The sequence below is a fragment of the Actinopolymorpha sp. B9G3 genome, assembly GCF_040120725.1.
Classification (GTDB): domain Bacteria; phylum Actinomycetota; class Actinomycetes; order Propionibacteriales; family Actinopolymorphaceae; genus Thermasporomyces.
In genome coordinates this window covers 178,076-201,547 of the sequence record NZ_JBEEAB010000001.1, presented here as the reverse complement: position 1 = coordinate 201,547, position 23,472 = coordinate 178,076, and the positions used below count along the sequence as shown (strand labels likewise).

Genomic DNA, 23,472 nt, shown 5'->3' with positions numbered 1-23,472 from the left:
GTCCGTCACGGCCGCGACACGAACTGGTAGCGACCAGACCGGACGTGATAGACGGCGGATCCCTCAACCATACCCCGAAAGTCGACGGCGCCAGACACGTCGGCCGTCGCCAGGGTGCCATGGTCGGACGTACGCACCCGCACATGCGCCGGGGACGTGGCGGGCACATGCACCTTCGCGGTGGTGTTCGGGGGAACAGTGACGTCATACACGAGCCGCTCGTCGATGTGGCACCACCTGCTCACGGCTTCACCGTAAGGCGTTTCGAGCGTGGCCCCGGCGCTCTCCAACCGGTCGGTGACACGGGGTGCGAAGACGAGCTCTCTGAAGCCGGCAGAGTCCTCGGCCTGGTCGATGCCGGCGACGTACCGGTACAGCCACTGGTCGATGGAAGTGAACATGTGATGGTTACGTGATCCTGATCCGTCCCATCGTTCCCAGATGGTGCCCGGGCCGTGGTCGAGCATGTAGCCCCAGCTCGGGAAGTCACGCCTGCGAAGCACGTCGAGCACCACGTCGGCCCGGTCGGCGGCCGCGAGCGCGTCCGGAATGGAGGCGATTCCGGGCAGCCCGCCGGTGAAGTGACCGTCGTGCTCGGTCACCACGTCACGAACGAGGTGTTGCCGCACGGCCGGCACGTCGTCGGCGGGGACGATGCCGAGGACGAGCGGGAACGCCTGAGCGAACTGACTGTCGCCGTAGCTCGACGTCTCGGCGTCGAGGAACGTCGCGTTGAACGCCTCGCGGATGTCACCCGCGAGTGCCGCATAGCTCGCGGCATCCTGGCCCCTGCCCAGTGTGGCGGCGATCTCGGACATCAGGTTCGCGGCCAAGAAGTAGTAACCCGTGCGGTACATCCGGCCCGGCGTCTCCTCGATCGCCACCCAGTCGTTTCCCCATGCCTGTGAAGGTGAGTCGACGATGAGACCGGTCGTCGTGGTGCGCATGTGTCGGAACCAGGCCGACATCGCGGCATAGTGCTCGTGGAGAATTCGGATGTCACCCTCGTGCCGGTAGACGTGATAGGGGAGCAGGATGGTGGCGACGCCCCACGCCGGATCCGAACGCCCTTGCCACACGGGCGTCGGCTCCACCGGCACGATGTCCGGGACGAGGCCGGAGTCCTGTTGGGCGTCGCGGATGTCGCGGACGAACTTGCTGTAGAAGGCGGCCGCGTCGAGGTTGGTCATCACCGCGGGCGCGGCGACATGCGCGTCGGCGAGCCAGCCACGCTTCTCGCGAGTGGGCGTGTCCTCGGGTATGCCGTGCATTCCGTTGCGTTGGGTCTGGACGCTCGCCGCGTGCAGCCGGTTCAGCATCGGGTCGGAGCTGACGAAGTGGCCCACCGGGCGGAGATCGTTGTGGACTTCACGCGCCTCGACTGTCGTCGGGCCAGGCGCTTCGGGCAGCCCACTGACCTCCACGTAGCGGAAGCCGGCGTACACGAACCGCGGCTCCCACACACTCGGGCCATTGCCGGCGCTGATGTAGCGGTTGGTCTGCTGCGCGCCGATCCGCTTGTTGTCCAGGCGCTGTCCGTCCGCTTTGAGGGTGCCGTTGTCGATCCTGCCCTCGCTGTCGAGGACCTCGCCGTGTTTCAGGCCTATCTCGGTGCCGGGAGGCGCATCGACCCGCAACCGGGTCCATCCGGTGACGTTCGTACCGAAGTCGAGCTGCCAGATGCCCTTGCCCACTTGACGAATCTCCGCTGGGCGGTGAGTGGCGACAACCCGCATCGGCGGGAGCATCGCCGCGGAAAGTGTCCCGCGGGTGCCGTCGGCGAGACTGGCGGGCCGCCAGCCGCGGGCGTCGAATCCCGGCAGGTCCCAGCCAGCGCGCTCGGCCCGGGCGTCGTAGGTCTCGCCGTGGTAGCGGTGCGCGCGCTTCACCGGTGCGGGAGCACTCCGCCAGGCCGGTCCGGTACCCACTCTCACCGACGTCCCATCCGCGAGGTCGACATCGACCTGGACCAGGACGTCGGAGTCCTCGCCGATCATGACGCCGACCACGTTGCGGCCCTTGCGCACAAGCGATGTCACGTCCTCGGTGCGGTACAGCGTACGCGCGCGAGTGTCGACCGGAGGTGGGTCGAGGACGGCGGTGCCGACCCGACGACCGTTCGCCGTCACCTCGGAAATGCCGCGGGCCAGGCTGAAGGCCTGTTCACAGCAGAAGCCCTCGCTGTCGGGTCCACGCTCGTAGCTGCCGCGTGCCGAGATGTACGCACGAGCCCTGACGGGTCGGGCCGGCAGCCGGAACTCCTGCTGCAGGTAGCTGCCGCCCGGGCCGTGGTCGCCGGGGGAGATCCACCGGGCCGTCCACTCGTCGGTCTCCAGCAGGCCGGTCTCCCACCACGATCGCCCGCTCCACGGCGAACGAGCACCGTCCGCATCCCACACCCGGACGCGCCAGTGGTAACGGGTCGCGGACCGCAACGCCGGTCCGTCGTACTCGACGTTGACTGAGCCGGACGAGGCGATCCTGCCGCTGTCCCACACGTCCGGAGCTCCCGTGTCAAGGGCGTCTTGCGAGGATGCGACCTGCACCTGGAAGGCTGTCTGGGCGAGTCCGTTGCGGGTGGACTCCAGCACCCAGCTCAGCCGGGGCCGGCGTACGTCGATGCCGAGTGGGTTGGTGAGGTATTCGGTACGAAGGCGCGTGATCGTCACGTCGCCGGGAGCATTCCGCACGTCAGGTGGCTCGCCGCACGCACGTGGTGACACGTCCAGCGAGCGCGGCGATCCCCACGAGGCAAGGACGATCGTCCCGGTGACCAGCGCCAGCACGATCGACCCGAGCGCCACGCGAGCTGAACGGGTACCGCGAATCTGGAAAGAACCGATGCGGCACACGATAGGTTCCGCGTCCGCGGCGGCAATGGCCATGCGGGTCCCGGTCCGCATGTGGTCAGGGCATGGTTCGCGTGTACGGGATGCCTCAGCGGGTGCCCCCGACGCGTGGTGGGCTCAGCGGCATCCCGCGGCTCTGGCCCCGAGAGCGTGGGACGCGGCACCTGTGTCACGGGCGGCGCGGCGGCGGTTCGTCCGTGTCACCGCGCATCCCGGCACGGGGCGTCGTACTAGCGGGCGGCGGGGAGGTCCTTTCCCTCTCGCCTCGATCGCCTTCTGCGGTGGGGTGTTCTTCCGCCCGCTGCCGGCCGATCTTCGCGTCTGCCCTGTCCCGTTCCGTCCTTTCCTGGCTCTTTTGGTAGGCGTCCTCCAACATGCGCTGCGCAACCGGCCGACCACCCAGTCCGAATGCCAGGGCGAGGCCGAGGGCGAGTGCCCCCATGGTGGCGGCGAACGCGATCTGGACGATCTGCTCCGCGATGCGCAGTTGCTGCAGGATCATGAACCCGGCGATGACCATGACCAACGCGGGGACGACTGTTGCCGCGACCCTGCCGGTCGGAGTGTCACCCATCAACCTGCCGATGGCCGCGGCGGCCGTGCCGGCGACAATCGCCGCGACGGCGAAGATCAGGATGGCAGCGATGACGTTCGGCAGGTATGCCACGACCTGGTTCATGAAGGTGGTGAGGGTCGGGATCCTCAGCGCCCCGATGGCGGCGAAGAGGAAGAACGCGAAGATCACCCAGAAGACCACTCCGGCGACAACTCTTGCCGTGCTGGCACCTGCCAACACCGACTCCACGTACTTGCGCGAATGGGACTCGTGCACGCGCCGATCCAGGCCCGCCCGCTCGAGAACCTTGCGGACCAGGACTGCCACCAGCTTGGCAACGATGTAGCCGATGATGAGCAGGACCAGGAATCCGAGCAGTTGGGGGAGGAACCCGATGATACGGTCGAGAACGTTCTGGAAGCTTTCGACAATGTCCATGGGAACTCCTTCACTCCACTTGCGAGGCCGGAAGCCAGGTGGCTCGGCGTCATTGCCCATGCGACGATGCGGAGGCGTACGTCGGCGGCCTTTGCCTCCCACCGTTGCACCGACAGTTCCCAGCGCAATCGACAGACGTCCTGAGACGCGATGCCGAGAGTCACCGAATGTCGGCTTGCCCGGTCAGGGTCTCCGCGATGTATCGGGCGAGCGGCAGCAGCACTAACGTGTATGCGGAGGCCCGCACTTGCGAACGACGTCTCGGCTTTGTCCTAGGGTCCGCGAAATCCCTCCATAGAACGACAAGAGCGGCTTTTACCGGAATGCCTTCACACCAAGCCAGTCACGCAAACGGCTTGCTCGAACAGGAGCGCCGGCATCGTCACTGGTTCGAGAGCGCGTTCGAGATCACTCGGTTGCTGCGCCATGACATCGACCAACCGGCGGCGATGAGGCTCGTGGCCGAACGGGTTCGCGCGCTCTCTGGTGCCGCGTACACCGCAATCGAGGTGGTCGATCCGTCCGATCCGGCGAGCGTGGTGTGCGAGGCCGTCTCCGGCCTCGGTCTGGATCACTACTCCGGAGCGCGGCTGGCGCGCGAGGGGATCACGGCCGCGGTGCTCGATACGGGTGATCCGAGGTTTGTCGAGGCAGTCGCTCGCGACGACTGGCCGGTGTCGATCGCGGCCGACTGGAGTGCGGCGTTGTCGACCCTCGGCCGTGCCGTGTGCGTCCCGCTTCGGGGTCCTGGCGAGGTTTACGGCACTCTGGTTGCCGGTTGGCAAGAGTACTCGGCAGGGGCGGATCCCGGCGCCGGTGAGATCGCGCTCCTGCAGATGGTTGCCGACCAGGCGGCGCTGCTCCTCGGCAAGGCGCGAGCACAGAGCACACGTGTCCGCCATGAGCGGTGGATCGAGGGCACGTCGGAGATGGCCCGACTGTTGCTGAGCAAGGTGGACCGGGACGACGCCATGCGAGTGGTCGCCCAGCAGTTGCGAGGACTGTCGGGCGCGGACTTCGTAGGAGTCACCCTGCTCGATCCCACCGACGCAGACCAGGCGTTCGTGGTGGTCTTCGAGGGACTCGATGTCGCCATCTCTCCCGATCGACGAGTTCCTCGCGAAGATCTGGTGCGTAGGGTGGTCGAATCGAGACAACGCCTCGTCAGTACGGACTGGACCCATCAGGCGGGTTATCAGCCACCCGCGGAATGGGCGGAGGCGCTCTTGACCATCGGGCTCGGCATGCTTGTGCCACTTGTCGTGGACGATGAGGTCTTCGGCGTCCTCTTCGCGGCCTGGCGGCGCGGTTCACCCCATGAACAAGCAGCCGCGAACGAAGCCGGCCAGGTGCAGACGTTCGCCGATCTGGCTGCCATCGCACTGCAGCGGGTCCGCGCGCAAGGCGACCGTGAGCATCTGATCCTGCTCAAGGAACGCAACCGCATCGCCCTCGAGCTCAACGACGCTGTGATCCAACGCCTTTTCGCAGCGGGTCTGTCGTTGGAGTCCGCCCGGGGACTCTGTGCGCAGGACCAGGTCAGACAGAGGATCACGACGACCATCGCGGACTTGGACGAGACCAACCGGGAGATCCGGTCGGCCATCTTCAAGGTCCGGCCCGATGGTGCCGACGACTAGGTCGCGACAGGTCAGTCGGCGGCGGCGCGGTCGGGGAGGGGACGTCGGCGTCGGGCGGTGTCGGCGAGCGCAGAGGGAGGGAAGGCCGAGTTCGGGTCGTAGAGATTGGTCCCCGGTGGCACGATCTCGTCGAGGCGGTCGAGTGTGGCGTCGTCGAGGGTGAGACCGGCGCCTTTCGTGATGCCCTCCAACTGTTGCATGGTTCGCGGTCCGATGATCGTGGAGGTGACGCCGGGGTGGGCGAGGGTGAAGGCGACGGCGAGTTCCGGCAGTGAGCAGCCGATGGCGTCCGCGAGATCGACGAGGGCTTCCACGGCATCGAGTTTGGTGACGTTCTCGGCGATGGCGGGGTCGAAGCGTTCTGGTCTGATCGTCGGCCTGCCGGTGGAAAGGTCGACGGGCTGGTTCCTGCGGTACTTGCCGGTGAGGAAGCCGAAGGCGAGTGGGCTCCAGGTAAGCACGCCCATCCGGTAGCGCTGGCAGACCGGAAGGATGGACGACTCGATCCCGCGGGCGAGGATGGAGTAGGGCGGCTGTTCGGTTCGGAACCTCATCAGACCACGGCGTTCGGCGACGTGATGCGCCTCGACGATCTCCTCGCCAGGAAAGGTCGAGCAACCGAAGGCACGGATCTTCCCCTGCTGAACCAGGTCGCTGAGCACCCAGAGGGTCTCCTCGATGTCGGTCGAAGCGTCGGGGCGGTGGACCTGGTAGAGGTCGATCCAGTCGGTGTCGAGTCGTCGGAGGCTCTCTTCGACGGCGGTGAGAATCCAGCGCCGCGAGTTGCCGCTGCGGTTTGGTCCCTCGCCCATCGGGAAGTGGCCCTTGGTGGCGAGGACCACATGGTCACGGCGTCCTTTGAGTGCCTTGCCCACAATGTGTTCGGACTCGCCGGCGGAGTACATGTCGGCGGTGTCGACGAAGTTGATTCCCTGATCGAGACCGGCGTGGATGATGCGGACGCAGTCGTCGTGGTCGGGGTTGCCGACGGCACCGAACATCATGGTGCCGAGACAGTGGGCGCTCACCTCGATGCCGGTGCCGCCGAGGACGCGGTAACGCATGGTCAATGCTCCCTAGGTCCGGGGTATGCGCCGCATCGTAGGATCTAGAGTCGACTCTAGATCAAGCTCGACAAACCCCCATGGAGCCATGACCGAGGTCACCCCGAGCCTGAGCATCGGGCAGGTCGCGGAACGCACCGGACTGAGCGTTCATGCGCTGCGGTTCTACGAACGCGAAGGCATCATGTTCAGTCCCGTTCGACGTGGACCGGGTGGGCGCCGCGTCTACAGCGAGGACGATGTGGAGTGGCTGACCCTCTGCATCATTCTCCGGGCGTCCGGAATGCCGCTGCCCGCGCTCCGCCAGTACACCGAGCTGGTCAGGCAGGGCGAAGGCAACGAAGACGAACGGCTCGAACTGCTGCGCCTGCACCAGACCCGGGTGACCGCCCAGCTCGCCGAGCTCGGCAGGTGCCTGGACCTGATCAACTTCAAGGTCGGGGTGTACGAAGACATCGTGGCTCACACCGCGGCTGACCCAGCCCGCTAGTGCAGCGGTTCGCGGCGACGGGCCCTCCTCCGACAGAGTACGCAGGACGTGCCGCCGACGTGCCCCGACACGACTGACACCGCTGACCGCCCTGACCCCGTGTATGCACACCATCGGGGTGGTGGTTCGCGGCGAACCACCACCCCAACGCTGTTCGCTGCGGGAGCCGGACTCACACGTGTGCACGCCCTTCCCGATCGAGGCTCTTCGAGAGAACCCTGCCGGCGACCGCCAGACCGGCGGCTGCGAGCACGATGTCCTTGATGACGTACTGCGCCTCCAGGGTCGGGCCATTCCCGAACAGTTCGCCCGCGAAGATCACCAGCGGGGACATGATCCCGACCAGCGCCCCTCCCAGGACCACCAGTCCCGACCGAAGGAACCGCCCGGTCACCATGGTGAGACCGATGAAGGTCTCGGTGACGGCCGTGAGCATGAGCGCGGCCCCGCCGGACACGATGCCGAAGGTCAGCCGGTCGATCGTGGCGATCGCGAGGTCCTCGGCGGGGCTCAGACCGGGCACGAACTTCAATGCGCCGAAGAGGCAGAAGACCAGCCCGAGACTGACCCGCAGGACGGTGATGCTGTGTGCGTTCAGCCAGTCGGCAACCTGTGATGCAGCCGCCTGGACCCCGGCGGGGATGCCCGGTCGCCCGGACCGCGAGGTGAGAGATAGCTGTGACATGTCCCTTGCTCCGTTTCCTTTTCCTACGGCGAGTACGTCAAGACTCGCGTGGAGCAGGGGGGTGCCGAATCCTTCGCGTGACGGCATTGGCGCTAGGCCGGCAGGCGCATCTGGCGATCTCCGCAGCCGCGCCCGGGCGGAGTAGCGCCTACGCCAGGTGACGTATCCCGACGGGCATGAGCCGGTAGATCTGGCCGGGAAGATCCGGCCACCGTGGTTGACGAAACTTTCGCGGCTGTGGACAGAATCGGAAGTCCGTACGCCCGAATCGCCTGAGACGGAAGGCACCACGTGAACGACGAGGACCGCTACCTGTTCGACCTGCAGGGCTACCTGACGATCCCCGACGCCATTCCCGCCGCGTTGCTCGCCCGCCTCAACGGGGCGATGGACGAGGCGATCGAGCGGGAGGCCGAGCCGGGGATGCGTACGCACCGGTTCGGGCGGCTCCTGGAGCGGGACGCGGCGTTTCGCGAACTGATCGACCTACCGTCCGTGACCGGGATCCTTGCCGGAGTCATCGGGCCCGACTTCCGGCTCGATCACACCTACGCCGACGTGATCCGCTCCGGAGACGGGCCGATCGGCACGGTGCTACACGGGGGTGCTGTGCCGTTCCGCGCGTCGGAGTACTACACGGTGACAGCGGGCGAGATCCGCAGCGGCCTGGTCGCGATCGGGTTCAACCTCAAAGACGTCGGGCCCGACGACGGCGGGTTCGCCTGCGTACCGGGGAGCCACAGGAGTTCCTTTCCGTTCCCGGCGGGGTGGAAGCAGCTGTCCGAGCCGCATCCGTGCGTACGCCGGATCACCGGTCCGGCCGGAACTGCGATCATCTTCACCGAGGCCCTCGTGCACGGCACGCTGCCGTGGCGCGGGGCCGACGAGCGGCGTACGGCGTTCTTCAAGTACAGCCCGGCGGCGGTGTCGTGGTCGGCCAGCTACTACGACGCCGACGACTATCCGGATCTCACCGAGCGGCAGCGGGCCATCCTGGAACCGCCGAACGCGCGCTACCGAGGACGGATCGCCGCACGCCGATGACGGCGCCGTCAGGATGTCAGCAGGTCGGCGGAACGGTCGTCCTCGGGGAGCGGTGGCTCTCGGTGCTCCGCTGCCGTCCGGAGTGCGGCGATCGCGCCCACGCCCATGCCGACGAGGATGCCGGCCATGGTGAGGAGGGTGAGCCCGTCAGGATGCACGATCGACTGCCCGCGAAGTGCCTGCCAGGTGAGGAGGGCCAGTACGGCGGCGTAGCCGGCCACGGCCATGGCGACCAGTCGGACGGCGACCCGCTGACGGTGTAGCAACGGCCACGAACGCGCGAGGAGTTCGAGGGCGATCGCCGCGAGGGGGATCAGTTGCAGGGCGTGCATCCCGACGAAGTGCGGGATCCGCAGGTCACCGCCGACTGTGCTCCACCCGAGGAGGGGGAGCCCGGGTCCACCGTCGGTGAGGCCGACCGTGTGCGCACCGGAGATGGTTTCGCCCTCCGCGATCTGGTCGGAGGTGGGTATCGCCATCAGGAAGCCGAGTGCCATGCCGATGACCGCGAGGATGGCGCCCGCGCGCACCGCGAGGTTCCGCGCCCTGTCCGGACCCGGGTTGAGGAAGAGAGTCACGCAGACGATCAGGGTGGCGACCCAGACCAACGCGATCGAGCCGCCCATGGCCCTCCAGAGCATGGTGTCGAACGTTGTGGCCTGGTTGAAGTGGCTGGTCGTTCCGCGTAGCACCTGACCGACGATGATCAGCATCTCGACGCCGAGGAAGACCGCCGACACGGTGCCCATCCACCAGGCCATACGACGGACCCGCCTGAGCTGGGCGATGAGCCAAGCCCATGTCACGGAGTAGAGGAGAATCGACAGCGCGAACTTCGTCGGCTTGGCCCAGATGGGAAGGCCGGTGACGACACGACCGTCGGCGACGATGCCGACGGCTCCGACGACGGTCAGGACGACCATGGCGGCGGCGACCGTCATCAACGGCTTGTGCCACCGGAACGCCTGCGCCAGCGAGCTGCCGGTTGTGGAACCTCGTTGCGCGGACGAGGTGACTGTCATGGTTCCCCCTCAGAGACGTCGACCGGATCAGTCGGACGATGGTGGAAACTGCTTGGCGGACATGTGTTCCTGCGCGAGTCGCCGGAGTGCCGCGATGAGGACGTCGCCGAGAACGGTGCCGACGAGTGCGGTCTCGGCGCGTGCGTCACGACCATCGACGGCGGCGACCGCGGCCAGGTCGGCTTCGGCGATCAGTTCGGCGGCCGCGGCGTAGGAGTCGAGGCCACGGACGACCTCGTCCCGGCCAAGGACCGCCAACCGGGCGAGGACCTCCGCCGCGACGGAACGGCTTGGACTTCTGATGCTCAACTGCCAGCCGCGCCGTGCGATCAGCGCGTTGATCGCCGCTTCCGCCTGCGCATTAGCCTCGCCCGAATCGTCGCCGGACCGCGCCGGGGTGAGGGCATACATCGTGGCGCCGAGGGCGTCGTGCATGGACGTGCCCGGAGCGTCGATCACGTTGAGCACGTTGCGGACGTCCGCGACGGACAGCCCACCGACGTCGATCAGGGATCGGATCAGGGTGAGTCGGCGGACGTGCGTCTCGTCGTACTGCGCCTGGTTGGGCGGGGACAGCTCGCCCGCGGGCAGCAACCTCTCCCGGAGGTAGTACTTGATCGTCGGAACAGGTACGCCGGTCATCCGACTCAGCTCGGCCATCCGCATATGGATAGTGTAGGTATCGGATAGCTTCACTGTCTACTAGGCGTCAGGTCAGAGGAACTGCACGAGCGCCGAGCCCGCGACAAGGGTGGCGAGGCCCGTGAGGCGGGCGTGGGTGAATGGCCGGCGTGGCAGTCGGAACCATCCGTAGTGGTCTGCGAAGGCGGACGCTACCTGCTGGCCGGTGACCGTGAGGGCGACCGTGGTGGCGGCGCCGATGGTCGGGATCAGCAGGAAGGTCGCGGTGACGTACGTCGCGGCCGCGGCGCCACCCAGCCATCCCCACCACGGCATGGTGACGAGCGGCCGGATCTGTGGGCGCGGCGTCCGGCCGGTGGCCAGCAGGACGGCGAGGACGATCGCGATCGCCAGTGTGGCCACGAGGAAGCTCACGGTCCCGACGGCGAGCGGCTTGCGAAGGGCCGTACGCAGCAGGGCGTTGACGGCGCCCTGCACGGGCAGGACGGCGCCCGCGACGAGGCCCAGGGCGGTCCACCCGGCACGGGAACCACGCTTCGGCAGTGCGGACGCGCCAGTGACGATCGCCTGGCTGCGGATGACGACAGTGATTCCCACCAGTACCGCCGCGGCACCCAGCAGGACTCCGGGAGACAACGGACTCCGGGGGACTCCGAGGAGGCCGCCGAGGTCAAGGGCGAGCGAGGCGAACACCTGCCCGGTGACGAAGAGGCCCACGGACGCGAGCGCACCAAGGCGGGGAAACAGCAGGATCGCACTCGTGATGTAGATCGGGCTCGCAATTCCACCCAGCAACTTCCAGGGCGTCACTGTGGCGATGTGTGCAATCGCTCCCAGGTCGCCGACGACTGCCGTCACCACGGCCAACAGCGTCGCTGCGATGGCGAGTTGGAGTGTGGCGGCTCCGTAGGGAGTGCCGACCGCCTTGTTCAGTTGGAGATTGACCGACGCCTGCACGGCGAGGAGTCCGCCCACCACGAAGGCGGAGGCGAGGAAGACGGCGTTCATCCCTCGAAGGATAGGTGTAAGTGGACAGGCTGTCCACTTACAGTCCGGGTCTCGACATCGGCGACTCGCACGGGCGGCTACTGGAGACTTCAGACGGGCAGGATGGAAGTGACGTCCTCCACGACATCGCCTGGTCCCGTGCCCTCCGGTCGTAGGGCCGGTGCGTGTCGGTACGCTCGATTCCGTGGTGGGGGCTCGAGTCAAACCGGACGCCGTTGTCGCGGTGTTGCGGCGAGAGGATCGCGTCCTCGTGATCCGACGCGGTCCGGAGGCGTCGATGCCCGGATACTGGGCGCTGCTCAGCGGTCGGATCGAACCCGGCGAGAGCCAGGAGGACGCACTCGTCCGCGAGGTCGACGAAGAGATCGGGCTACGAGTCGTCCCAGTCGCGAAGGTGTGGGAGTGTGACACCGACGATGGACGGTACGTCCTGCACTGGTGGACCGCCGAGATCGCCTCGTCGGGCGAGATGAGTCTGGATGCCGGCGAGGTCGGGGAAGCCCGCTGGGTCACCGCGAACGAGTACTTCCGGCTGGAACCGACATTTGACGGCGACCACGAATTCTTCGCCCACGTACTCCCGCGCCTCTGAGACTGAACCATCCCGGGCTTGCTGCTGGGTGAGGGCGTGGCATGAGAGTCCGTGTTGGGGAGGGGCGACCCTCATGCAGGATTGGCGTCGAGTTTGCCGCGGAGGAAGCTGCAAGTGCCGTAGGGAACCAAAGGCGTACGTAGATCTGCGTACGAACGGATCCGCATCCGAACGGACGGCCAGCGCGCCCCCTCCGCAGACGATGGTCACATGGAACCAGACACCAACGCCCGGGAAGGCCGACGCATTCGCCAAGCGACGGTGGCGACCACGGCGACGGCGACGCCGACCGGCCACCGGGCGCGTCCACGCCGGCTGGGCGCACGTACGCGCAAGGCATTCCTGCTGATCCACATCGCCTCCGCCGGCGCGTGGATCGGCATCGACGTGGTGATGGCCGTGCTGGTGTTCACCGGGTTCCTGACCGACGACAGGGACACCGCGGCCATCGCGTTCCAGGCACTCGAACTGACCACCGTGTGGCCACTCCTCACCACCGGCCTGATCTGCCTGGTGAGCGGCGTCGTCCTCGGCCTCGGTACGAAGTACGGCCTCGTGACGTACTGGTGGGTGGCGATCAAGCTGGTGCTGAACATCGTCCTGACCGCACTGGTCCTGCTGTCCCTACGCGGCGGCGTCGCCGATGTGGCGGAGTACGGCCGGCAGCTCGCCGAGGGCAGCGGCGCCGGCAGTCCGACAACGGACATGCTCTACCCGCCGATCGTCTCGCCGACCGCGTTGATGATCGCCCTGCTGCTCGCTGTCTACAAGCCGTGGGGTCTGATCCGGAAACGTCGGGCGTGATCGGTGGGGTTCGAGCGCAGGGCACGCCCGTCGCGCAAGGTCGACGCCGTGAGGAAGCTGCCGCGCAGGGGGCAGGGGTACGCGCCGAATTGACGAACGAGCTCACCGGTCGGGGAGGTTGAGTCGCTTCAGGCGTTCGTACGCCCCGCTGATGTGCTTGTCGATGCCGTCCTGGGCGGCCTGCGGATCGCCCAGGGCGAGCGCGTCGCGCAGTTCCAGGTGCTCGATGTAACCGACCTCGTGGAAGTCCGGGAAGCTGGCGTTGCGGGCGCGGAGGAACACCGTGACCTGACCGCGGATGGAGGCCCAGACCCGCTGCACCCGGCTGTGGTCGCAGTAGGCGTAGATGATGTCGTGGAACTGCAGGTCGAGCAGGACCGCATCCTCGGGATCGATCCTCGTGTCCACGCCCTTCATCTGCTCGAGGACGGCATCCATCTCCTCGAACCCCTTACCCTGCATCCGGGTGCATGCCCGGCTGGCGGCGAGCCGTTCGATGGCGCCGCGGAGGGTGTGAACCTCCTCGATGTCCGCCCTGGTCAGGGTGCTGACGAACGCTCCCCGGTGACGACGCAGCTCGACGTGCCCCTCTACTTCGAGGCGCGCGAGGGCCTGCCGGATGGGGCCGCGGCTCACCTTCAGTGCGTCGGCCAGCACGGACTCCTTGAGGTGCTGGCCAGGTTGGAACGTCCCCGCGGTGATCATCTCGCGGAGCACATCGGTGGCGAGATCGCCAAGAGCGGGCTGCGACGGCAGTGGCGAGTCGATGCTCTCGGGGATCACAGGGGCCCCTCCTCGAGACACACGTTCCGACCTCCAACAGAACGACTCTAGTGGAGCCGTCTGAGTTCGTACATTGTAAACGATTTTCGATTGACAGTTTCCAGGCTACCGCGAGACACTCATGGCCCAGCAGCGCCGTCGGGGGTCGACCGGGGTCATCTCCCCTCGTCTGCGGGAGGTTGTCGCCGCGACGAGGAAGTGCCTCCCTACAAGAAGCAGAGGCAGATCCAGAGCCATGAGCACTGATACGTCCGCCGTACACGTCAGCCGACGAAGGCTCGGGCCGTTCCCGCCCGCGGCTCCCAGCAATCCCGATGCGCCGCACGTGGTGCGGGCGAGCGTCGACGTGGATGCCGCCGCCGGCCAGGGACCCCTCACCCGGGTCTGGGAGAGCTTCGGCTACGACGAGATCAACTGGACCTACACCCCGACCGGCAAGCGCCTGCTCCAGAAGTTCGCCGACTTCTCCGGCGCCAGTTACCACGTCCGGCCGCACTACGTCTTCTGCTCCGGAAGCGGCTTCGGCATCCCGCACTGGGGCAACGGCAACGTCTACCACGAGGATGCCGACGGCAACCCGTACTACGACTTCACCATCGTCGACCAGGCCTACGACGCGATCGTCGGGGCCGGTCACCACGTGATCGTCGAGCTCGCCTTCACCCCGCGCGACCTGGTGCCGCCGGAGGCGGAGGAGCTGAAGGTCGTGCCCAGCCCGACCGTCTACACCTCCTACGAGGCCGGCACCTGGGGGTACCCGCCCAAGGACTACGACAAGTGGGGCGGCCTGATCGCGGCGCACGCGCAGCACTGCCTCGAGCGCTACGGCGAGGAAGAGGTCACCGCCTGGTTGTGGGAGCTGTGGAACGAGCCCGACATCAACTACTGGCGGGGCACCCTGGAACAGTTCAACGGGCTGTACACCGTCACCGCGCAAGCCGTTCGCAGCGTGCTACCGAACGCCAAGGTCGGCGGCCCGACGGTCACCAGCGGCGGCCTGGAGTTCCTCAAGGGATTCCTGGACTACACCTCGAGCCGGAACGAGCCCCTGGACTTCATCTCCTACCACACCAAGGGCTGCTTCTTCCCGACCCGGGACTACCGCCCGGCAAGCAGCCCGCCCGCCGAGCAGCTGAGCCCGTCGTCGACGAAGATGCTGTACGACCTGCGCGAGTTCAACCGGGCGATCGCCGAGTACGAGCAGTATCGGGATCTTCCGGCGATCGTGGACGAGTTCGATGCCGCGGTACCAGCCCACTTCGGCCGCTACGACAACCGCAACTACGAGTTCCAGAACACCGAGTACTACCCCGTGTTCCAGGTCAAGGTGATGAAGAAGATCCTCGACCTGAACGCCAACGAGACCGTCCAGGTCGAGCGGGCGACCTCATGGAGCTTCTACTTCGAAGGCGAGCGGTTCTTCGAGGGCACCCGGTCGTTCCAGACCGCGGGCGGGATCGAGAAGCCGCTGCTGAACGCGTACCGGATGCTTTCCCTGCTGGGCGACGAGCGGATCCGCGCGACCTCCGACGTGGCCTGGAACATCGGTGAGCTGGAGAACACCGACGGCAGCAGCATGCCCGAAGAGGTCGACGTCCTGGCCTCCCGTGCCGACAACGGCGCACTGGCGGTCCTGGTGTGGCGACACACCGACGACCAGTACCAGACCAGCGAACAGGAAACGACGGCCAGTCTCACGGTACGCAACCTGCCGGGCCGTCGCTTCCGGGTGCGGCACTACCGGATCGACGCCGACCACAGCAATGCCCACACGGCGTGGAAGGCGGTCGGCTCGCCGCAGGATCCGACCGACGAGGAGCTCGCCGGGATCAAGGCACGACAGGGGCTCGAGGAGTTCGAGCCCGCCCGCACGGTCGAGGCCGAATCCGGGAGCCTGTCGCTCGAGGTGTCCCTGCCACTCCCGGCCGCGTCGCTGCTGGTCCTGGAGCCCGCCGACTGATCGCGCCGACTGATCGCGCCGACTGATCGCGCCGACTGATCGCGCCGACAACCAACCTGTGAGCGCGGAGGAATCGAAGGAGCACGAGATGAGCCACGCCGCCGCCGTCGCGTTGAACAACGGCGTGCAGGTTCCCCAGATCGGCTTCGGGGTCTTCCAGGTCCCGCCGGACGCGACCCAACGTGCGGTCGAACGCGCCCTGGAAGTTGGATACCGGCACATCGACACGGCGGCCGCGTACAACAACGAGGCCGGCGTCGGAGCCGCCGTCCGGGCGAGCGGCATTCCCCGGGAAGAACTCTTCCTCACCACGAAGCTGCGCAACGGTGAGCACGGCTACGAGTCGACGTTGAAGGCGTACGACGACAGCCTCGCCCGCCTCGACGTCAGCTGTGCCGATCTGTATCTCATCCACTGGCCCCATCCGACTGCAGACAAGTTCGTCGACAGTTGGCGCGCGCTGGAACGGATCTACCAGGAGGGCCGGGTCCGGGCAATCGGGGTGTCGAACTTCCTGCCCGAGCACCTGGAGCGGTTGCGGAACGAGACCGAGATCGTGCCGGTCGTCAACCAGATCGAACTGCACCCCACGTACCAGCAGAGCGAACTGACGCAACTGTGTCGTCAGCGGTCCATCGCGGTGGAGGCCTACTCTCCGTTGGGCCAGGGACATGACATCGGTCTGCCAGTCATCGCGGCGATCGCGGATGAGCACGGCGTGACACCGGCACAGATCGTGCTGCGTTGGCACCTCCAGCAGGGCCACATCGTGATTCCCAAGTCGGTAACGCCGGATCGGATCCGCTCCAACCTCGATGTCGCGGGGTTCAGCCTCACACCGCAGGAGTTGGCGTCGATCACGGCCCTGGAGTGCGGCCATCGGACGGGGAACGATCCGCGCACCTTCTCCCTCAGCCAGATCCGGTAGCGAACAGCGATGGGAGCCGGCGGGCCAATGACGACCAGAACTGCACAGCTCTCCCGGCGCGAGGCGAGGAAGGCACGGCGCGCCTCGACGCTGGACGAGCGGATGGTGGCCCCCGGCCGCACCTGGAAGCGGACGACCTGGATCTGGATCTTCCTGCTTCCCACCGTGGTGCTCTACGGCCTCTACACGATCTACCCGATCATCGCCAGCTACTGGTACTCGCTGGTGGAGTGGAACGGATTCGATGCGGACCAGCGGTTCGTCGGACTCCAGAACTACCGCGCGGTGTTCGACGACCCGTTCTTCTGGAACTCGTTCAAGATCACGCTGCTATTCATGTTGTTGGTGGTCCCGGCCCGGGTGCTGCTCAGCCTGTTCCTGGCCATCGTGCTGAACTCGCCCAAGCTCCCGCTGGTCGGCCTGCTGCGTTCGGCGTTCTTCATTCCGGTGGTCACCACCACGGCGATCATCGGCGTGGTGATGCGGTTCGTCCTCGACCCCGCCAGTGGGCCGATCAACAGTGCCCTTCTCTCGCTCGGCCTGGAGGGCGTCGACTTCCTCGGCAACCAGAACACGGCACTTCCGACCGCCGCCGCGCTCTATGTCTGGAAGTTCTTCGGCGTCACGATGATCTACTGGCTGGCGGCCCTGCAGACGATCCCGCAGGAGATCTACGAGGCGGCCAGGATCGACGGCGCCAATACTCGGCAACTCTTCTTCCACATCACCCTGCCGCTGCTGAAGCCGTTCCTGATCATCATCACGGTGCTCACCGTCGAGGAAACCTTCAACAACTTCGACCTGATGTACACGCTGACCGCCGGCGGGCCCTACTTCCACACCGAGATCATCGAGATCTACATCTACCGTTGGGCCTTCGCCGCATCCATCCCGCAGCTGGGACACGCATCGGCGGCGGCAGTGCTCTTCGGACTGCTCGTCGCCATCGTCGGAGCCCTCCAGCTCTGGGGCGTCTTCGCCGCCCGCCGGATGAGGAGATCGAACCCATGACCACTCAGCTGGCCGCGGACCGCCGAGACAAGTTTCCCCGTCGAGGCGGCGATGAGCGCAGCCTCGCGCGCACTCGGCGACGGCAGCGGATCCTGCGCCGCGTGCCCTGGTGGATCGGCGCGGTGTTCCTCGTGGGTACGGCGGCGCTGTGGGTGTTCCCCTTCGTCTGGATGGCGTCGGCGTCACTCAAGGACAACATGGAGATGTTCTCCGGAGGGCTCAACCTCTTTCCGAGCGACTTCGTCTGGGGCAACTACGTCCGCGCCTGGAACGACGCACACTTCGGCCGCTATCTGATCAACACGGTCATCGTCACCCTGGCCACCGTCGTGATCGTCACGGTCAGATGTGCGACCTGCGGATACGTACTGGCCCGTTATCGGTTCAGGGGTTCCAAGATCTTCCTGGGCGTCCTGATCGCGACCCTGTTCGTGCCCACCGGCTATACGATCATCCCGGTCGTCAAGATCTCCATGCAGCTGGGCCTGCTCGACTCGCTGACCGGGATGATCGTCGCCTTGAGCGGTGCGGCGTACGTGTCGGCGATCCTGCTCTACTGGGGATACTTCAGACGGATTCCACGAGAACTGGAAGAAGCAGCGGTCGTCGACGGCGCGGGGTTCGTACGGACGTTCTTCTCGGTCATGCTTCCGCTCGCCATGCCGGTCACCGCGACCGTCGCCGTGCTGACCTTCATCACGACCTGGAACTCGTTCTTCCTACCGCTGGTGTTCTCGTTCAGCCGGCCGAACATCCGGACCGTCAGCGTGGGCATGCAGGCATTCGTCGGGGAGACCGCAACGGACTGGACCGGGATGGCCGCGGCCGGCGTCATCTCGATCGTGCCGGTCGTCGCGGTCTTCATCTTCCTGCAGCGCTACTTCGTGGAGGGCATCTCGGGGGCGGTGAAGTCCTAACTCTCCCTACGCATACGGCTGTGCCCACACGTGTGGGTCAACACAAAGGAGTGGAGTCGATCATGACTGGACTGACACGCCGCGGCTTCCTGGGCGCGGCCTCGGCACTGGCCGCGAGTGGGATCGCGGCCGGATGCAACAATCCGGACAGCACGAGCGGCCCGGGCGGATCGTCGGGTGGCAAGAAGGAGTCCGGAGCTTTGGAGTGGTGGGACCACTTCAGCTCGTACCAGCAACTGCACGACGACTGGGCGGCGAAGCAGTCGTCCGCTTTGGGCACGACCGTCACGCACACCTACTACGACGCGTCCAAGGCACAGCAGGCGTTCCAGCTGGCCCAGCAGGCGAACAAGATGCCGGACGTCTATTCCAACATCATCGGGCTGCCGTTGGCCGCTCTCGTGAGCGGCAACTGGGTACACGAGCTGAGCCTGTCCGAGGAAACGCTGGCGAAGATCCCGGACAACATCCTGACCGACGGGATCACCACCCTCGAGGAGAAGCTGTACGGGTTCCCGCTGTTCAGCTTCCGGCAGAGTACGGCCTTGGTCTGGATGAACAAGGATCACATCACCAAGGCAGGACTCGACCCGGCCGATCCTCCGACCGACTACGCCGGATTCAAAGACGCCCTGGGAAAGCTGAAATCGGCCGGGATCCAACCGATGGCGTTGGCGATGGGAGACGACGGTGGACGCTTCCGGGACCAGGTCGACGACATGGCGCAGGTGGTCGGCTTCCCCGGCTATCAGGGGCTGAGGTTCGACACCGGTGAGTACGCCTACCACGATGACAGCTATGTCACCGTGATCGAGTTCTTCAAGGAGCTCTACGACTCCAAGCTCATGCTGCCGGGAACCAACAACCTCGGCGTGGTCGACGCGCGGACACGGTTCGCGTCCGGAGCGGTCGGGATCTTCATCGACGGCATCTGGTGCGCCGGCGGATCCAAGGCGCTCGTTCCGGAGTTCGTGGACAAGATCGGGGCGGGTCCGATCCTCGCGCCCACGTCTGGAACCGACGTCTGGACGTACCGGGGCCGACCGGGCGCCACCTGGTTCGTCTCGGCAAAGAGCGGCGACCCGGAAGCAGCGTCCAAGTTCATCGAATCGTTCATGACGGAGGAGTATCAGCAGGGCATGATCGCGGCGATGGACCAGCCGCCGCTCAACCTGGACCTGGTCGCCAGCTCCGACGCGATCGACGCGTACAAGGAGAGGGTGGCGTTCTGCAAGGACAACGTCTTCCTGATGCCGCAGGCGATCGTGAAGAATCCCGAGATTGCCGCGGTCGACGCCGAACGCAAGCCGATCACCCCGCATCTGGGCGCTATCCTCCAGGGTTACCTCGGTGGATCGATCAAGGACCTGCGTAGTGAGCTGAAGAAGCTGAGCGACGCCTTCGAGGCCGACCGGGAACAGGCGATGCAGAAGGCCAAGGCGTCCGGCGCGAACGTGTCCGAGGACGACTACGTCTTCAGCGACTGGAAACCCGGCGTCGACTACGCATCGACCGACGGCTGAGGTGCCCCGGTGGGCGGGCCGGCAACGGCGGTGATCACGCCATGGTGATCGCCGGAAAGATGATCGCCGGAAAGATGATCGCCGGAAAGACGATCGCCGGAAAGACGATCGGCGGAAGGAGGCGTTGACGTGGCGGCCGAGCAGGTAGGGCGAAGCGTCGTCGTGACGGGTGCGGCGTCGCCGCGAGGGATCGGGCGAGCCACGGCAACCCTCCTTGCCAGCAGGGGGTGGAGCGTCGGGGTCCTGGACATCGACGAGTCGCGCGGAAGGGAACTTGCCGCCGAACTGGCGGAGACCCACCACGTGGCGAGCTGCAGTGTCGCTGCAGACGTGTCGGACGAGGAGCAGGTGCGAGCGGCGATCGACGCCCTGGAGGCGAGCCTGCCACCGATCGGCGGGCTCGCCAACCTGGCCGGCGTCAGCTCTCCCGTGGGCTATCTGGAACTGACCTCGGCGGAGTGGCACCGGGTGATCAACATCAACCTCAACGGTGTGCACTACGTGACCCGGCGGGTGGCCGAGACCATGGCAAAGAACCGCTTCGGCAGAATCGTCAGCGTGTCATCGGTCTCCGCGCAGCGTGGTGGCGGAACCTACAGCAAGACGCCCTACACCGTTGCCAAGGCGGGCCTGATCGGCCTCACTCGCTCGTTGGCCCGCGAGCTCGGTTCGTACGGCATCACCGTCAACGCCGTGGCTCCCGGGCCGATCGACACCGACATCATGGGTGGCCCGCTCACGCCCGAGCGGAAGGCAGATCTGGCGAAGGACCTCGTCGTCAACCGGGTCGGCGTACCGCAGGACGTTGCCGCCGCGATCGCGTTCCTGCTCTCAGATGAGGCCGGATACATCTCCGGACAGACGCTGAACGTCGACGGCGGCCTCTACATGCACTGACTCCGACCGGCGAAGGGCTCGCGACTTGGCCGAGTCGACCCGGGTTGTCGGTACGAAGGACTAGGTTCGTCTCCATCATCGAGAGAACGGACGGGTCATGACCACCGAACCGACCAGCGTCACGGAGCCGGCGCTGAGCCAGGAGCGTTCCGACCTGCTGGCAAAGCTCGCAACCCACCGGCACTTCCTCCGCTACACCGTCCGCGACCTCACCGACGATCAGGCCAGGCTGCAACCGACGGCCAGCGAGCTCAGCCTCGGCGGCCTGATCAAACACGTCGCCGACACGGAGGAGAACTGGATGCGGTTCGCCGTCGGCGGCGCGGACGCGATGGAGGACGGCTCAGCGGACTGGGCAAACAGGTTCCGCATGGTCGAGGGAGAGACGCTGGCCGGCCTTCTGGACCGGTACGCCGAGGTCGCCCGCAGGACCGACGAACTCGTGGTGTCGCTACCCGACCTCGACCAGTCACATCCGCTGCCGGTGGCACCGTGGTTCGAACCGGGCGCCACGTGGTCGGTGCGGCTGGTGGTGATCCACATCATCGCCGAGACCGCGCAGCACGCCGGCCATGCCGACATCCTCCGCGAATCGATCGACGGCTCCAGGACCATGGGCTGAGCCGCCGCTGACCCTCCTGGGCCCGCGGAGGCCCAGGGGAGAGGCCCTCAGGGCGGAGTGGACGTACTCCGTCAGTCCACCGATCGGCGCAGGAAGCGGGGCGTGTCGCAGTCGATTCCCTTTGCCCGGGCGAGGGCGACGCCGTAGCGGTGGACCCGCACCAGTTCGGCCATCGGATCCCGTTCGGAGTCGACGATGTGGGCATCGGTGCGTTCGATGGAGGTACGCACCTGCGCGGCGAGCGGGCCGAGCGACCAGACCAGTGTGCCGGGGGACGCGACGCTGACCGGGCCGTGTTCGTACTCCACGTCGAGATAGCTCTCGGTCATCGCGCACGTCATCTCGCGCAGCTTCAGTGCGGCCTCGGCGGCGAGCCACGATGCCCAGTCGCTGCCGAGAAAGACGAGATGGTCGTAGGCACCGACCTCGGGAAGCGGCGCCCGCAGGGCGTCCTCGGCCTCGGCGGCCAGCGTGCCGAGATCGGTGCCGAGAAACCCACGCAGCAACGCGAGCCCGGTCGTCGCGAAGCGGGTCTGGACGACGGACTTCTCGTCGGCGAACGACAGTCCGACCACCTCGTCGGCGGCCTCCGCGACCGGAGACTTGGGCGTGCCGGTGAGGGCGATCCGCCTTGTCCCGGGTGGGGCCGCCGTCATTGCCTCAACGAGGTCGCGGGTGGTGCCGGAGCGTGAGATCGCCAGCAGGACGTCGTACGTACGACCGGGTGGTACGCGCGAGGCGACGAAGGCGTCGGCCTCGCCGAGCCCCGCCTGCTCGCGCAACTCGGCGTACGCCCCACCCATGTAGTAGGACGTGCCACACCCGACGGCGGCGAGCCGACCCTGCGCCGCGGACACGGTTTCCGCGATCGTCGGGACCAGGGCTGCCGCCGTCTTCCAGGCGGCGGGCTGGTCTTCCAGCTCGGCCTGCGTCAGTGTGCCGAGGCCATCGGTCGCAGCGCCATGGGTGGTGGGGCCATGGGTGGTGGGGCCCCCGGTCACGCGGCCAGCGGTGTCGGTCACAGGGCCACTTCCGTCGTCAGCCGGGCGAGCGCTTCGGCGAGCTCGCGTTCATCAGGTTGGGCGGCGGTGCCGCCGCTCGCGCGTGCCGACAGCGACCCGCACGCGGCGCCGGCTGCCAGGCACTCCGGCAGGGAGCGTCCGGACAACGCGCCGTGGATGAATCCGGCGTCGAACGAATCGCCGGCGCCCGTCGTGTCCACGACCCCGACTCCGAGGGCCGGGACCGACCAGGTGTCGTCGGCCCGCCCCGCCCGGACGGCCAGGGCGCCCTTCGCGCCGCGTTTGACGACGACCGTGGAGTCCGGACGCATCTGCCGGCCGAGCGCGACGGCCGCATGCGCGGCGGCCAGGCCGCCGGTGAGTGCCGCGGCCTCCTGCTCGTTCACGAAGATGATGTCGGCGTGGGGGAGCAGCGGCAGCAGATCGCTCCAGCGACCCGTCGGATCCCAGTTGGGATCGAACGACGTCGACAGTCCCGCGGCGCGCGCGTCGTCGAAGAGCCGGGGCAATTCGGGTCGGAGGTCGCGCTGAAGGAAGACACTGCCGACATGCAGGTGCCGCGCGCCCCGGAGCAGCGCGTCGGGCACGTGGTCGCGGCGGGTCGCGCCGATGCTGCCCGGGAAGGTCAGCAGGGCACGATCATGGCCAGGGTTGAGGATCACGGTCACCCCGGTGGGAATCGACGGGTCGACGACGACCGCCGAGGTGTCAACCTGCCGTTGCCGGAGTGCGTCGCGGACCGCCGTACCGAAGAGGTCGTCGCCGATCACGCCGACCATTGCGGTGGTGTGCCCGAGCCGTCGTACGCCGCACGCGAAGATCGCCGACGACGAACCAAGGGTGACGCGGCAGTCGTCGACGAGCTGCTCGTGCTGGCCGAAGGTGGGGACCGCCCCGGCGCCGGAGACGACGATGTCGACGTTGAGTTCGCCGACGACGAGCACCTCCGCTTTGACCGTCCCCGCTGCGCCGGCC

At 67.0% G+C, this 23,472-nt stretch carries 22 protein-coding genes; 12 read left to right on the top strand and 10 right to left on the bottom strand.

Features of this window, described 5'->3' with window-relative positions; genetic code table 11:
- Positions 1–5: 5 nt before the first annotated feature.
- Both ABNF93_RS00895 and ABNF93_RS00890 read right to left on the bottom strand, forming a co-directional pair.
- On the bottom strand, positions 6–2,804 hold the full coding sequence (locus ABNF93_RS00895; protein ID WP_349325533.1) for a family 78 glycoside hydrolase catalytic domain: 2,799 nt from the start codon (positions 2,802–2,804) through the stop codon (positions 6–8).
- A gap of 214 nt (positions 2,805–3,018) precedes the next feature.
- On the bottom strand, positions 3,019–3,843 hold the full coding sequence (locus tag ABNF93_RS00890; RefSeq protein WP_349325532.1) for a mechanosensitive ion channel family protein: 825 nt from the start codon (positions 3,841–3,843) through the stop codon (positions 3,019–3,021).
- A 356-nt stretch (positions 3,844–4,199) separates the two neighbouring features.
- Between ABNF93_RS00890 and ABNF93_RS00885 the strand changes: the two genes are divergently transcribed.
- Entirely contained in the window at positions 4,200–5,483 is a 1,284-nt protein-coding gene (locus ABNF93_RS00885; protein WP_349325531.1) for a GAF domain-containing protein, read from the top strand.
- Positions 5,484–5,494: 11 nt separating this feature from the next.
- On the opposite strand, the gene ABNF93_RS00880 is transcribed toward ABNF93_RS00885, so the two are convergent.
- Positions 5,495–6,547 carry an aldo/keto reductase gene (locus ABNF93_RS00880; RefSeq protein ID WP_349325530.1) on the bottom strand — a complete coding sequence of 351 codons (1,053 nt, stop codon included), beginning with the start codon at positions 6,545–6,547 and terminating at the stop codon, positions 5,495–5,497.
- An 88-nt stretch (positions 6,548–6,635) separates the two neighbouring features.
- Here ABNF93_RS00880 and ABNF93_RS00875 point away from each other — a divergent pair, with 88 nt between their 5' ends.
- Positions 6,636–7,037 carry a MerR family transcriptional regulator gene (locus tag ABNF93_RS00875; RefSeq protein WP_349325529.1) on the top strand — a complete coding sequence of 134 codons (402 nt, stop codon included), beginning with the start codon at positions 6,636–6,638 and terminating at the stop codon, positions 7,035–7,037.
- Between the two features lie 172 nt (positions 7,038–7,209).
- Here ABNF93_RS00875 and ABNF93_RS00870 read toward each other — a convergent pair whose 3' ends face one another.
- A complete protein-coding gene (locus tag ABNF93_RS00870; protein WP_349325528.1) occupies positions 7,210–7,722 on the bottom strand; it encodes a DoxX family protein in 513 nt (170 codons plus the stop codon).
- 291 nt (positions 7,723–8,013) lie between these two features.
- Here ABNF93_RS00870 and ABNF93_RS00865 point away from each other — a divergent pair, with 291 nt between their 5' ends.
- Entirely contained in the window at positions 8,014–8,766 is a 753-nt protein-coding gene (locus ABNF93_RS00865) for a phytanoyl-CoA dioxygenase family protein (RefSeq protein WP_349325527.1), read from the top strand.
- An 8-nt stretch (positions 8,767–8,774) separates the two neighbouring features.
- Here the strand turns inward: ABNF93_RS00865 and ABNF93_RS00860 are convergent, their stop codons facing one another.
- Genes ABNF93_RS00860 through ABNF93_RS00850 form a run of 3 tightly spaced genes read right to left on the bottom strand, consistent with a single transcriptional unit; the run spans position 8,775 to position 11,438 of the window.
- The gene (locus tag ABNF93_RS00860) at positions 8,775–9,788 is read right to left on the bottom strand and encodes a hypothetical protein (protein ID WP_349325526.1); all 1,014 of its coding nucleotides are present in this window, start codon (positions 9,786–9,788) and stop codon (positions 8,775–8,777) included.
- Between the two features lie 27 nt (positions 9,789–9,815).
- Positions 9,816–10,448, bottom strand: coding sequence for a MerR family transcriptional regulator (locus ABNF93_RS00855; RefSeq protein WP_349325525.1), 633 nt, complete (start codon positions 10,446–10,448; stop codon positions 9,816–9,818).
- Between the two features lie 54 nt (positions 10,449–10,502).
- Positions 10,503–11,438, bottom strand: coding sequence for a DMT family transporter (locus tag ABNF93_RS00850; protein ID WP_349325524.1), 936 nt, complete (start codon positions 11,436–11,438; stop codon positions 10,503–10,505).
- A gap of 184 nt (positions 11,439–11,622) precedes the next feature.
- Here ABNF93_RS00850 and ABNF93_RS00845 point away from each other — a divergent pair, with 184 nt between their 5' ends.
- Together ABNF93_RS00845 and ABNF93_RS00840 are read left to right on the top strand one after the other, a co-directional pair.
- Positions 11,623–12,030: an NUDIX domain-containing protein gene (locus tag ABNF93_RS00845; protein ID WP_349325523.1), complete on the top strand. Its 408-nt coding sequence runs from the start codon at positions 11,623–11,625 to the stop codon at positions 12,028–12,030.
- A 210-nt stretch (positions 12,031–12,240) separates the two neighbouring features.
- Positions 12,241–12,834: a hypothetical protein gene (locus ABNF93_RS00840; protein ID WP_349325522.1), complete on the top strand. Its 594-nt coding sequence runs from the start codon at positions 12,241–12,243 to the stop codon at positions 12,832–12,834.
- A gap of 102 nt (positions 12,835–12,936) precedes the next feature.
- Here the strand turns inward: ABNF93_RS00840 and ABNF93_RS00835 are convergent, their stop codons facing one another.
- Positions 12,937–13,617 carry a GntR family transcriptional regulator gene (locus ABNF93_RS00835; RefSeq protein WP_349325521.1) on the bottom strand — a complete coding sequence of 227 codons (681 nt, stop codon included), beginning with the start codon at positions 13,615–13,617 and terminating at the stop codon, positions 12,937–12,939.
- Between the two features lie 235 nt (positions 13,618–13,852).
- Between ABNF93_RS00835 and ABNF93_RS00830 the strand changes: the two genes are divergently transcribed.
- The 7 genes from ABNF93_RS00830 (at position 13,853) to ABNF93_RS00800 (ending at position 21,475) form a co-directional block, all read left to right on the top strand.
- Positions 13,853–15,577 carry a GH39 family glycosyl hydrolase gene (locus ABNF93_RS00830; protein ID WP_349325520.1) on the top strand — a complete coding sequence of 575 codons (1,725 nt, stop codon included), beginning with the start codon at positions 13,853–13,855 and terminating at the stop codon, positions 15,575–15,577.
- 88 nt (positions 15,578–15,665) lie between these two features.
- Positions 15,666–16,505, top strand: a complete 840-nt coding sequence (locus tag ABNF93_RS00825) for an aldo/keto reductase (protein ID WP_349325519.1) — start codon at positions 15,666–15,668, stop codon at positions 16,503–16,505.
- Positions 16,506–16,532: 27 nt separating this feature from the next.
- A complete protein-coding gene (locus ABNF93_RS00820; RefSeq protein WP_349325518.1) occupies positions 16,533–17,516 on the top strand; it encodes a carbohydrate ABC transporter permease in 984 nt (327 codons plus the stop codon).
- Positions 17,513–18,433: a carbohydrate ABC transporter permease gene (locus tag ABNF93_RS00815; RefSeq protein WP_349325517.1), complete on the top strand. Its 921-nt coding sequence runs from the start codon at positions 17,513–17,515 to the stop codon at positions 18,431–18,433. Before ABNF93_RS00820 ends, ABNF93_RS00815 begins: the two co-directional genes overlap by 4 nt.
- A gap of 62 nt (positions 18,434–18,495) precedes the next feature.
- Positions 18,496–19,956 (top strand): ABC transporter substrate-binding protein, encoded by a 1,461-nt coding sequence (locus tag ABNF93_RS00810; protein ID WP_349325516.1) that lies wholly within the window; start codon positions 18,496–18,498, stop codon positions 19,954–19,956.
- Between the two features lie 129 nt (positions 19,957–20,085).
- A complete protein-coding gene (locus tag ABNF93_RS00805; protein ID WP_349325515.1) occupies positions 20,086–20,853 on the top strand; it encodes an SDR family NAD(P)-dependent oxidoreductase in 768 nt (255 codons plus the stop codon).
- Between the two features lie 97 nt (positions 20,854–20,950).
- Positions 20,951–21,475: a DinB family protein gene (locus tag ABNF93_RS00800; protein ID WP_349325514.1), complete on the top strand. Its 525-nt coding sequence runs from the start codon at positions 20,951–20,953 to the stop codon at positions 21,473–21,475.
- A gap of 71 nt (positions 21,476–21,546) precedes the next feature.
- Here the strand turns inward: ABNF93_RS00800 and ABNF93_RS00795 are convergent, their stop codons facing one another.
- Both ABNF93_RS00795 and ABNF93_RS00790 read right to left on the bottom strand, forming a co-directional pair.
- The gene (locus ABNF93_RS00795) at positions 21,547–22,497 is read right to left on the bottom strand and encodes an SIS domain-containing protein (RefSeq protein ID WP_349325513.1); all 951 of its coding nucleotides are present in this window, start codon (positions 22,495–22,497) and stop codon (positions 21,547–21,549) included.
- A complete protein-coding gene (locus ABNF93_RS00790) occupies positions 22,494–23,441 on the bottom strand; it encodes a carbohydrate kinase family protein (RefSeq protein ID WP_349325512.1) in 948 nt (315 codons plus the stop codon). Before ABNF93_RS00790 ends, ABNF93_RS00795 begins: the two co-directional genes overlap by 4 nt.
- Between the last annotated feature and the right edge of the window lie 31 nt (positions 23,442–23,472).